The following is a 12424-nucleotide window of genomic DNA, read 5'->3' as shown; positions in this document are numbered from 1 at the left end:
CCAATGCACGACTCCAACAGCATTCTGCTCCACCTCTCATTGATCCAATCCCTGTGGAAGGAACCATTTCTCGTGTCTGTAGATAGTTACGCTCGTCATTTGTCGTTGCAGGATCTGGTGCCGTTGCTTGAGCAGCAGCAGGCCGCGAAGGTCGATGTCGTCGCGTCCGCGTCCTCGATTCGCGCCACCGGCGGGATGATCGAGTTGTTCGGGGTCGGTCCGGTCGTCGACGATCGTGGTGTCGCCTGCGTCGATGGCCTGTACCTGCCCACCGGTGCGGCCGATGGGCAGATCGCGGACAAGCTCGGTATCCCGGTGCGCTACCTGCGCCGGTTACGCGAACGCGAACGCCTGGACCTTTATGACGGCAACGTCAACGGGTGGCTGCACGGACCCACCGGAACCGAACTGCCCGAACCGGATGAGCGGTCGTTTCTGCTGCGGTTGTTCACCCCGGCCCGTCCGGATGGGCCCGGTGTCATGCGGGCTCTGGTGTCGGATCGGTACGGGATCATCGACAACCTCGATGTGCTCGCGGCCGTGCTCGAAGGCATCCGTGATGCCGGGGCCGACACGGAGATCCGGGCCTGCGATCTGACCGATTCCGCGATGCACTGCAAGGTGTACTGTCCGCAGATGTCGGCGCTGGCACCGCGGTTCTTGGCCAACTACCGCAGCGCGTTCGCCAACCCGGCGTTGGAGGCCGAACGTCAGCGTGTCGCAGGCGATCTCGACCGTTGGCGGCCCCTGGCCGCACGCGAGGGCCAGGGCTACGACCTCGGGAGCGAGCCGGTGGTGTTCGCCGGATTCCGGTTCAGCAACGACGAAACCGGCCACCACGCCGTCCGCCTGACCCCGGAACTGGTGGTGCAGATCTGCGGGAACGGGCTGACCATTCCCATGTTCGCCCACACCCAACGTCATCTCGGCGAGCGCCTGGATGCCGGGGCGGTGTCCTGGTCGCAGGACACCTTGCGTAAGAAGCTCGCGGTCATCACCGCGGAAACGCGTGACCGTGTCACCGAATGGTTGTCACCGGAGTTCTTCGCCGCCCGGGTCGAGGAACTCGAACACGCTGCCGGCGCTCCGATCACCCAACCGGACAAGACCCTCGAAACCCTCTCCAAGCGACTGGGTTTCAGCGAAGCCGAGCGGACCGGGATCCTCTCGCACTTCATCGCCGGTGGCCAGCTCACGGCCGCCGGCATCGCCAACGCGGTCACCAGCTACTCCCAGACAATCCTCGACGGCGACCGCGCCAACGCCTTGGACGACCTTGCCCTGCACGCGATGAGTCTGGTCTGACGCCAATTGCCCTGCCACAACACCAGTTTGATTCAGATACTGCTGTAACTCTTTCCAGTTCAACCCATTCCCTTCGGGTGAGACACCGTTCGGTGTCTCACCCTTTCTTTCTCCCGAGGAGGTTTGTTTCCATGACCGAGACCATGTCCCGTGAGGAGTACGAGCAGGCGGCCCATTTCGGGACCGCCGGTCCCGCATCGCATCTGGACGAACAGGTGGTCACCACCTGGCGGCGTGATGCGAACGGGTGGTCGGGCAAGCACTGGCTGTACTCGCCCGCCGACGACGGCGTCTGGGCGTTGTGCCCGCTCAATGTCACCAACCGCAAACGCACCTGACACCTCTACCGCAGGCCGCCACCAGTCGATACCCGGCCGTTTCCAGCCAATTGCGGCACCACAGGCCATCGCTTCCCTCGGCTCATCCCCCCCGGGCGGGTACCGCAATCTCCGCGATTCCGGTACCCGCCCTTTCTGTTTCGAAAGGACCCGGATTCATGTCCACTGCCATCGACACCGCTCTCACCTCCAATCCCATCCCCGACCTCGACGAGGCTGCCCTCGACACACCCGACGTGGCCGAACCGGCCGCGGTCGACGAAGCCCCTGCCGATCCGCCGGCGCCCGCGCCGGAAGCGTTGATGCTGCCGCCGCGCGAACTGGTCATCGACGACAATGTCCGAAAGACCTTCGACCTCGGCGACCACCCCGACGTCACAGACTCGATCCGCCGCCGCGGAGTCGAGACACCGGTCAAGGCATACCGGGAACTCGATGGCACGATCACCGTCATCGAAGGGCAGATCCGGGTCCTCACCGCGCTGGCCTTCGACCTGCCGAAAGTCCCGGTCTGGGTCACACCCGCTCCGGCGGTATCGCCCGCCGAGCGGGCGATCACCCGCATCGCCGAGCAGATCAACGCCAACGACTGCCGCATCCCACTGACCGACGGTGACCGCGCGGCCGGGATGACGCAGATGTTCGACTTCGGTGCGTCACTGACCCGTATCAGTCAGGAGATCGGCCGCAAACGCGATCACGTCAAGCTCGCCGTGAGCGTCGGCTCCAGCGACACTGCCTGCCGGGCAGTCGATTCCGGGCAACTGGACTTCGAACAGGCCGCGATCCTCGCCGAATACGAAAAGGTCGGTGACACCGACGCCGTCGCGCGCCTGCTGGCCACCTCCCGGGCCATGTTCGCCTACGAGGCCAAGCGGATCGCCGGTGATCGTGCCGAAGCGCGGCAACGGTTCCTCGAATCACTGTCCTACGCCGCCCATGGTTTCGGAGTGCTCACCAGCGAACCCGCCGAGCCCAACGACCGGTTCATCAACTACGAACTGCTGCGCACCGCCGACAACCGCGATATCACCGCCGAGGATCTGCACGCCACCGCCGTCGACTGGGTGGTGTACCTGTTTCCCACCGACACCGACGCCCTCGTCGATGCCGAGACCGGCGCGAGCGTGGACCCCGACACCGTCGACTGGGACACCACGGACCATCCCGATGCCGGGCCAGTCGAAGGAAAGCGGCACGCCGACAGCGTGCAGCGCCAGCCCGTGTGGGAACCGACCTGCTATCTGCGAGCCGACCGGTTGAACGAATCCATGTTCGCGCTCGCGAGCGACTTCGACCATGAGATCGAACTCCCCGGCAGCAGCGTCTACGACAACGACGTCTCCGATGCGGTACCACTCGATGAGATTCGCGTCGGCGACAACGAATCCGGTAGCTCTCCTACGCCCTATGAGGCAGCGCCTCAGCAGGTCGAGACCGCCGAGGACATCCAACGGCGGGAAGAAGCCGCACGGGCCGCTGCCGAGCAACGCGCCGAGGCCGAACGGGTCGCGAACGAACGACGGGAGCAGGAACGCGAGGCCGCGCGGCGAGTGCGGGAGCTCAACAAGCAGGGCCAGGCCGCACTCGAGGCGAGGCGCGAGTTCGTCACCGGCTACCTCACCCGCAAGACCCCTCCCCCGCTCGCGGCCTTGTTCGTCGCGGAAACTCTCGCCGATGAACCCGGGCTGCTCAACGAGTACAACGCCGACCGCACCGCCCACGAATTGCTCGGCATCACCGGGTGGCGCAAGGAGCTGCTCACCGCGATCAGCACCGCCAAACCCACACGCTGCCAAGTGATCACCTTGGGGCTGGTGCTCGGCGCGTACGAGAAGCGCACCGGCAAGGACGCCTGGCGCTTCACCGACCGCGGCGTGCGCCGATACCTGCACTTCCTCGCCGACAACGGCCACCACCTCACCGCGGTCGAGCAGGCCGCCGCCGGCGATATCGATCCGAACACCATCGACATCGACTCCTGAACCACTGACCCCGAACGGGCGGGCAGGCCCCGGTCATCCCCGCAGCCTGTCCGCCCCTGCATTTCGCGAAGGAGTTCCGTTGTCCTCCAATCGATTCCTCGGCGCCGCCCTGGCCGCGGCAGCGCGAGGCTGGTACGTCTTCCCCCTGCGACCCCACTCGAAAATCCCCGCGATCAAGAACTGGCCCCAAGAAGCAACTATCGACGAGATACGCATCAGAGAGTTCTGGCCTGCGAAATCGCGGAAGAACGTCGGTATCGCTACCGGCCCCAGCGGCCTGCACGTCATCGATCTCGATACCCATCACGGTCTCGACGGCGCCGCTGCCCTCTATCGGCTCGCCAACCGCACCGGTGCACGCCCAACGCTGCTCACCTACTCCGTCGCCACCCCGAACAATGGCCGCCACCTCTACTACCGAGTTCCCGACGGGCTGCGTCTGCCCAACACCGCTGGCCTCATCGCACCAGGGATCGATTCCCGCGGTCATGGCGGATACGTCCTCGCTGCCGGTTCCCGCACCAGCGACGGCGACTACCGAGTTCTCACCCCACGCCATCCCAGCCCGTTGCCCCCGTGGCTCCTGCAGCTCCTCACACCCCCGCCTCCGCCCGCCTCGGCAGCGAATCCCGGTGCGCCACCGGCCTATCCGGACGCTTACCTGCGCGCCATTGTCGAGGCCGAGACCCGCAAGGTCACCGCTGCCATGCCCGGCACGCGCAACACGGCCTTGTTTCGTGCGGCGGTCACTCTCGGCCGTCTTGTCGCTGGCGGAGAGCTCGACCAGCACCTCGTTCATGACGCCCTCGCCGCCGCAGCAGCAGGCCACGTCGGGCAATACCAATTCACTGCCCGCGAGCTCGAGCGAACAATCACCAGCGGTCTCACCATCGGCGCGCGCCGACCCCGGCATCTGCCCACCGCAACCAACAGCCGTTAGGGACCTCATGGGAAAAGGCACCAGCAAGAGAACCGTGCAGCATTTCGACCGATTGCCAGACGGCACCGTCGGTTGCTACCACCTGGGATGCACGGATCCCGCGACCCGATGGATCGATATGGAGCGCTGGGGGATCCGGCGCTGGCTCTGCACCGCCTATTGCGACAGGCACGGCGATTGGGAGTTGCGCGACGGCGATCACCCGCGCCGAATCAGGCCGATCACCTAGCTCCAGTACCAGCCACCCCACAAACTCGCTGATCGGAACAACTCCCTGTTCGTGCCGTCCGATTGAGGCGGCAAGCGAGTGGGGCATCGGGTGTTTCCCGGAGTCCCGGCGATCTGCCCCAAGGGGATCAGGGGCGGGCCGGGTTCCCGCCGATGAACCTGCGGCACGGCATGGGGACGAGCCTGCGCTGCGCTCCGGTCGCCGCAAAAAGCGCGGCGATCCCCATCCCGCGCCGCAGAACCCCCGCCGGCCCCTGCGGGGCCCGGCCCACCCCTGATGGCAAAGCCGCAGATCGCCAGCCCTCCGGGGCAGCACCCGATCACGGATTTTCTCCGTATCGGGGTTTCGGAGGGCGCGGCGGTCTGGCTTTCCCTCATCCCTTCACATTCAGGAGTGCATTGTCATGTCTGGAGAAATCATCGTCACCGTGGTCGGCAACCTCACCGCAGATCCCGACCACCGTCAGTTGCCCAGCGGCCAGGTCGTCGCGAACCTGACCGTGGCTCAGAATTCGCGCGTCTACGATCGCGCCTCGAACGAATGGCGCGACGGCGCAGCGGCGTTCATGCGGTGCGTCGTGTGGAACGAGATGGCCGACCACGTCGCGGCGAGCTTGTCCAAGGGCACGCGAGTGATCGCGACCGGGCGGCTGCGGCAGCGCAGCTACGAGGACCGCAACGGTGTCACGCAGTGGATCACGGAGGTCATGGTCGACGACATCGCGGCCTCGGTGCGGTTCACCACGGTCGCCGTGCAGACAGCTGAGGAGGCCGAGGAGCCGGAGCAACCCGCGCGGCGTGGCAAGCGCACCCTGGTAGCCGCCGGGGCCGGGGACCAGCCCGACTTCTGATCGTTCGTATGCGGCGGTGCACCCTGCCATGCAGGGTGCACCGCCGCTGTGCAGCATCGAGTCCGCCTCACCGTGTGCCGGTGGGGCGGACTCGGTTTCGTCTCGAATCTGCTCGGAGGTGGCTTCGATGCCCGCCCACGACACCCCGCACTTTCGTGCACCCCGAATTTCCCGCAACGATCTCGCTGTGTGGCCCGTGCTGATCAGTGTGCTCTCCACCCGCCTGCGGACGGCCGAATTCGAAACCCGCGCACTGGCACAGCGGGTGCAGGAGCTGACTCAGGTTCGTGATGACCTGCTCGATGCCGCCGATATCCACGCCCTGTGCGCGCACGAAGAGCGACTGATCGGGCGGGCCCGCTTCTACGACCGTCCCCCGTGGGCCACCCGCCGTTGATCGATCCGATTCTGCCGATTCCTGTGTCTACCGGTAGGTATCGACGTGCAATCAAAGGTAGCTCGCTCCCTACCTGCCGCATCGTTAGGAGTGTTCTCATGGGCCTGATCTGGCTTGCCGCCCTTGCCGTCTTGGCCGCCATGTTGTTGTGGTGGGTGTTTCCGTTCCTTGCCCGCCTGGTCGGATTCTTCATCATTGTCAACTCACTACTCGCGATCGTCCTGACCCCCGCCCGGGCGATCCCCGCCCAGCTGCCATGGCTCGCTCTGGGTGTCCTGGTCTGGCTGCTCGGGCATTGGGCGTGGGCGTTCAAGCACGGGTTCTGGGACTCGCGGGTGGCGCTGCGTGTGTTCAGTCTGCTGGGTGTGCGGCGCGTCATCCCGCGCTCCACGCTCATCGACTTCGACGCCGACTCCCGTTGAGGAGACCGGTCTTTCGTTGACGGTCCCCGCGGAGCCTGGCCGCTGGCCCAGGTGCAGTAGTCGCCGCACCCGCGCCGGGCTCAGCCGGGTGATCTCACACAGTTGCGATTCCGCCATTCCTCGCGTGTGCAGCCGCCGCAGTGCGGCTGCCGCGCCGGTTTCGGCGTCGGCCTCGCGCTGGCGGTAGCGGGCATTCACCGTGGCGATCGCGGCCTCGCGCCGCTGTGCCGCCTGTTCCCATCGGCTGTGCTGCTTGCGGAATTCGGTCAGATCGGTTTCGTTCTCCCGTAACTCACGTGCTTGCTCGGCCAGCAGCCGCGCCGTCACCTCTCGCGCCCATCTGCGCGCATTCGGCTTCTCTGTCATCCCGCACCATCCCTTCCTGCCCGGCCGTCCCGGCGGCGCGGTCTCTGCGCTACTCACGCATTCACGTTTCTTTCATCACCTTCTTCTTCACTTCCAAGATTCCATCCCACTCCATTCCCAGCAACCCTCCAAATTCTGTTTCTTCAGATCCCATATGGGTTCTATTCTCCATTCCTACACACCTCTTGCATTTCCAATGCTACTCACGGGTAATGTCTTTTTTAAGTTTACATTCCGCGCTATTTTCGATGAGGTGATGACCCTTCACCGCTTACACGCCGGAGACGGCTACGAGTACCTGACCAGGCAAGTGGCCAGCGGAGATCGCCTGCGAGATCGCACCCGCGACCTCACCGACTATTACACCGAGCACGGCACTCCGCCCGGAATATGGATGGGCCGGGGCGCGGGCGAACTCGGCCTGTCGGGAATGGTGACCGAGGCGCAGATGAAAGCGCTCTTCGGTGAGGGTTTGAATCCGGACGCCGATACCATCATTGCCACTGCGATAGCGGACGGAAAGACCGTGAAGCAAGCTGTCGAGGCCGCGCAGATCGGCCGAATGTTCTACGAATTCTCCACCGAACCTTCGCCTATTCGCGACATTTTCGACCGCAAGTTGGCCGAGTTCACTTTCGCGTGGCGGCGGCGCCCGGACTGGGACGAGCGCACGATCCTGCGCACCGATGCCGCCCGCGAACACCTCACCAGCGTGCTCGGCCGCGCTCCCAGACGCGCCGAGATCGACCACGCGCTCGCCGCCGAGAAAGCCGAGACCCGCAAGGCGGTGGCCGGGTTCGACAACGTGTTCACCCCACAGAAGTCCATCAGCATCCTGTGGGGCCTGGGTTCGGATGCGGTCCGCCGCGAGATCTGGCAGTGCCATCTCGAGGCCGTGCGGGAGGTCCTGGAATTCGCCGAATCCCGGTACGCGGTGACCCGCCGCGGCGCGAACGGGGTCAGGCAGATCGATGCGACCGGGCTGATCATCGCAGCGTTCACCCACTTCGACAATCGCGCCGGGGACATGAATCCACACACGCATGCGGTGATTTCGGGAAAGGTTCTCGGCTCCGATGGCAAGTGGTCGGCGTTGGATGCGCGTGCGTTGTACGCGGCGACGGTGTCGCTCTCGTGCCGCTACAACGCGACGATCGTGGGGAAGTTGAAGCGGCGCATGGGGTTACGGTTCGAGGAACGCACCCGGGGCCGAGGCAAGCAACCCGTCCTGGAAGTGGTCGGTGTCGGCGAGGAGATGGTCGCCGAATTCTCCCGTCGCGAGGACATTCTCGTGCGCTTCGAGGACCTCGTCGCCGACTACCGCAGCAGCCACGGTTGCACCCCGAGCAAGGTCACCCAGTACAAGCTCGCCCAGCAGGCCACTCTGCAAACCCGTGCGAGCAAACCATTACCCAAGGCGCTGCGGCAGATGATCGGCGAATGGGATGCCCGGTTCCGCTGTGTGTTCGGCCGCGGTCGCGGTGGGCAACAGTTCGTCGAGGACCTGCTGTGGGCCCACAACCATCCCGACGCACCCCGACCGTTCGATCCCGACGACGCCATTGTCGAGATCGGCGTCGGGCTCGGTGGCGTCGCCGAACTGCTCACTGCCACACCACTACAGCTGCAGCAAGCAATCACTAACCAACTCGGCCGATACCAATTCAGCACACCCCAGGCCACCGCAGGCGCCGCCCGAACATTGTCGGTGCGGTTTGCATCCGACCCTGAGGAGTCGCTGCTCGACCGCATCGACGCCATATGTCTCGCACGGCGCCGCACAATTTACGACCCGGCAGGGATCGCGGTGGAGGTCACCGACACGGTGGGACGGCGCCGCGCCACCTGGACCGAAGCCAATATCCGCTCCGCCGTCGAAGACCGGGTCGGACTGTGTGATTTCGGCAGCGATACCGCGCACCGCGCGGCCGTGGAAGCGATCACCGTCGCAGTGCGGGATCACCATTCGATTCTCCTGACCATCGACCCGGATCCGGTTCCCGCCGCCATGGCCCGCGCTTCGGGGGAAGGCATCTTCACCGCCACCGGCACTGCCCGCTGGACCAGCCGGGCTGTCCTGGATGCGGAAACCCGACTCCTGGATGCCTCCCGCACCCCGAGCGCCGTCACCGTTCCCGCGCGAAAAGTCGACGCGGCCATCGCACGAATCCAACGCGGTGGTGGACGTGTTCTCAATCCCGGGCAGCGTGCCATTGCGCACTATCTGTGCACGGCCGCAACGAAATTCGCGGTCGCGATCGGACCCGCCGGCAGTGGCAAAACCACCGCCATGGCGGCCGTCGCCGCCACCTGGCGCGAGAGCGGGCGTGATGTTATCGCCCTGGCACCCTCAGCGTCGGCGGCCCGTCAGCTCTCGGCCAGTCTCGGTGTTCCGGCCCGGACCATCCATAAACTCTTCGCCCAAGCCGACCACGGTGTCCCGACCGGGATCACGCCCGGGGCGATGCTGCTCGTCGACGAGGCCGCCATGGCCGCCACCTTCGATCTCGATGCCCTGCTCGCCCTCGCCGATACCCACGGCGCGATCATCCGGGGCATCGGCGATCCCGAACAACTCTCTGCCGTCGAATCCGGCGGCATCATTCGCACGATCGCCCGTGACAACCATTCACCCGAACTCTCGGAACTGGTTCGCTTTACCGACCCGGAAGAGGCCGAAGCAACCCTGGCCGTGCGGGCGGGAAACGCACCTAAGGCGTGGGAGTTCTACGAGAGTCACGGCCGCGTCACCCACGGCCTCAGCGACCAACTTCGCGCAGAGATCCTGTCCCGGCACCTCGCCGATGCCGACGCCGGGATCTCCTCGGTCATGATCGCCGCGACCCTCCTCGACGTCGCAGCACTCAACGCCGCCGCCCAAACAAGCCACCTCGCCGCCGGTCGCGTCCGCGCCGACAGCGGAGCAATCCTGTTGTCCGACCGACACACCGGGTACCTCGGCGACACCGTCGTCACCCGCCTCAACAACCCGTTCCTGAAAGTTCTCGGTGGGCATCGCCACAACACCCAGATCGATAACGGCGACCTCTGGTACATCCGTGCCATCCACACCGACGGGTCGATCACCGTCACCGGAATCGACCACCGCGGGCATGTCACCCTGCCAGCGGAATATGTGACCCAACAGGTCGAACTCGGTTATGCCTCGACCATCCACCGTTCGCAGGGCATCACCGTCCGCCACGCATACACCCTGCTCAACGACACCCTCGGTCGCGCCCTTGCCTACGTCGGCCTGACCCGCGGCACCGACCTGAACCAGGTCTTCCTCGCCACCGACGCCCTCATCGACCTCTCCGGCGACCAACAACCCGACGACCCGGGGGAACCCTTCCGCTGCTTCGCCCGGGTCCTGGCACGCGAGGACGACAACCGCTCCGCGACCGACATCATGCGCGAAGAACAAACCGCCGCCGACCACCGCATTCGCGTCAACTACCAGCACGCGTACCAACTCCTGGCCGATGCCCGCGCCGAGTATCTACTCAACCGAGCACTCCCCGCTGTGTTCCTCCACGAGGCCAAAAACTCGCCGAACTACCAGGATCTGCTCGACACCATCGCACTCGCCGACGCACACCACCTCGACACCGGCACACTCGTCACAGCCATCGCCACCAACAACCTCGAAGACCTCGGCGAATCACTGGTCACCGCCCACGACACCGGCGCCCTACTACGCTCACGCGCCGACCGCTGGATCCAACAACGACTCTCGCCCATCCCCAACCCGATCACCACTACCCCTGTCGAAACCCTCACCACGACAGACTTTTCCGCTATCGCGAACCTGGTCGCACGACTCAACGCTCTGCCGATCCTGACCACGCCTGCAGCGAAACGCTTCCGCGCCTTGCGCGATGCCCCCTACCCAAGCCCGTTCCTGCCAGTGCCCAGTCCATGGCGCGGCATGGACACCGCACTGCTCAACTACGCACACGAACTTCGGCGAAGGCTCCTCGGCCCGAACGCCGACACCACCCTCCCCGACACCGGCAATCGTCAGAATGTGCTGCCCGCCTCGCCCGACAATCTCCCGAATTCCGACGAAATCCAGCGCCCGGATCTTGCCAGTAGCGTTGCCTTGCATGCAGAAACCCTCACTGCAACAAATAGTTACGACCCAATCGCATTCATCGCACGACTCAACGCCATTGAAACTCTCACCATCGAACTAGGGCCCCTACCGCAAGCCGATACCGATCGCCGGCCTCCCTCGGTCAGCGCGGAACGGCTGGCGCGCATGCATTCGGACTACCACGAATATGTCAAACAACTCGCCGACGCCCACACCGATCGGACTCTCTACCGCGCGATGCCTGCGGTCCTGCACCGGTTAGCGGTCAATTCCCGACACTGGAATGTCTTGCTGGACACCATCGCTCTCGCCGACGCCCACCAGCTAGACACCAACACATTGATCGCAGCCATCACCACCGACAACTACAACGACCTGGGCGCTTCCCTGCTCCTCGCCGGCGACCCCGCACGCGAGCTACGCGACCGCGCCGACATATGGATCCACCACCATCTACCCCACTCCGAACCCACCCACGCAGCCGCATTCCGAGCCCTCACCGACAGCCCCTACCCCGGCCAGCTCAGACCGATCCCCGACTACCCCGGCCGCGACGAACAACTCGCCGACTTCGCCAGCGAACTCCGCGCACGAATCGACACCGCACAATCGCCTCACCGCACCCCAGCCACAGCATCCGCGACCACACCCCCGACCCCGACCACGCCCCCGGCCGCCCCCGCACCACGTTCACCGGCCCCCCGAAAGATCGCCGCAGCCGCGCGCCGTCGCATCAAACCTGCCTCACCCCGGAGACCACATCGCCGCGGCATGTGAATCCACGAACGCCCATCGTGACGCGGCCGCTGATGACAGGTCTTTCCGGGGCGCGGCGACCGAAACCTGCCAAGCCCATCGGGTGTTGCGGTTGGCAGCCAGTAGTTTGCATCGCATTCCGTGCTGACCGGACCGGACAGTCGGCAAGGTCTCGGTGGCCTAAGGACGTATCGAACATCAACTACAAAGCCTGATATCCCCGACTGCGGGAAGCTCGGATAGCAAGGCCCCCAGTAGCTTTGACTACTGGGGGCCTTCGTGCGCCCGAACTAATCGCCGAACTTGAACAGTCGACCGATTTCGCGCAAGATCTCGCTGCGATACTTCGCAGGGACACCCTTTCGGCGGAATGCCCAGTAGGCGATTGCCATTCGTGTTGTTGCCACGCTGACAGCCACCCCACCAGCAGTGTAGGAGAGAGGTAGCAACAGCACGTGCAGAGTTTCCAAAGCACATCCTTAGAGGAGTGCTGACAGGGGACGCGCTTAACCGCCCTGTCAGCAATGGTTGGTTGCGTGACAGAAGACGAGAATGCACCCCCGGTGGCTGTTCCCAGTGGCAGCGTACTTGTGCGAGTGACCGCGCAGCAATAGAACTGAGTGGAATCCCCGTGGTTCAGATCGGTGCCGTACGGCCCGCTTACACCGCCGGAAAAGGGTTCGCACCCCCGCCCACCCCGGCACCCGAACCACGACCCAGGAAGGTTTCCGATCATC

Annotated in this window: 9 protein-coding genes; 8 read left to right on the top strand and 1 reads right to left on the bottom strand. The window is 65.1% G+C overall.

Translation table 11 applies throughout. The annotated features are described in order from the left end of the window. Positions 1–99: 99 nt before the first annotated feature. From OG326_RS15225 to mobF, 8 genes are all read left to right on the top strand, one after another. Complete coding sequence (locus OG326_RS15225; protein WP_327145281.1) at positions 100–1305, top strand: hypothetical protein; 1206 nt, start codon at positions 100–102, stop codon at positions 1303–1305. A gap of 131 nt (positions 1306–1436) precedes the next feature. Next, positions 1437–1643, top strand: coding sequence for a hypothetical protein (locus OG326_RS15220; protein WP_327145280.1), 207 nt, complete (start codon positions 1437–1439; stop codon positions 1641–1643). 158 nt (positions 1644–1801) lie between these two features. Further along, a complete protein-coding gene (locus tag OG326_RS15215) occupies positions 1802–3628 on the top strand; it encodes a ParB/RepB/Spo0J family partition protein (protein WP_327145279.1) in 1827 nt (608 codons plus the stop codon). A gap of 79 nt (positions 3629–3707) precedes the next feature. Next, on the top strand, positions 3708–4568 hold the full coding sequence (locus OG326_RS15210; protein WP_327145278.1) for a bifunctional DNA primase/polymerase: 861 nt from the start codon (positions 3708–3710) through the stop codon (positions 4566–4568). Between the two features lie 632 nt (positions 4569–5200). Next, positions 5201–5647: a single-stranded DNA-binding protein gene (gene ssb / locus OG326_RS15205; RefSeq protein WP_327145277.1), complete on the top strand. Its 447-nt coding sequence runs from the start codon at positions 5201–5203 to the stop codon at positions 5645–5647. 127 nt (positions 5648–5774) lie between these two features. Continuing rightward, entirely contained in the window at positions 5775–6044 is a 270-nt protein-coding gene (locus OG326_RS15200; RefSeq protein WP_327145276.1) for a hypothetical protein, read from the top strand. Between the two features lie 98 nt (positions 6045–6142). Next, positions 6143–6466, top strand: coding sequence for a hypothetical protein (locus OG326_RS15195; RefSeq protein ID WP_327145275.1), 324 nt, complete (start codon positions 6143–6145; stop codon positions 6464–6466). A gap of 622 nt (positions 6467–7088) precedes the next feature. Continuing rightward, positions 7089–11708 (top strand): MobF family relaxase, encoded by a 4620-nt coding sequence (gene mobF / locus OG326_RS15190; protein WP_327145274.1) that lies wholly within the window; start codon positions 7089–7091, stop codon positions 11706–11708. 269 nt (positions 11709–11977) lie between these two features. Here the strand turns inward: mobF and OG326_RS15185 are convergent, their stop codons facing one another. Beyond that, entirely contained in the window at positions 11978–12157 is a 180-nt protein-coding gene (locus OG326_RS15185) for a hypothetical protein (RefSeq protein ID WP_327145273.1), read from the bottom strand. Positions 12158–12424: the final 267 nt, after the last annotated feature.

Origin of the sequence: Nocardia sp. NBC_01327, from assembly GCF_035958815.1 — a bacterium.
Taxonomy (GTDB): domain Bacteria; phylum Actinomycetota; class Actinomycetes; order Mycobacteriales; family Mycobacteriaceae; genus Nocardia.
This window is presented reverse-complemented; position numbering and strand designations above follow the sequence as displayed.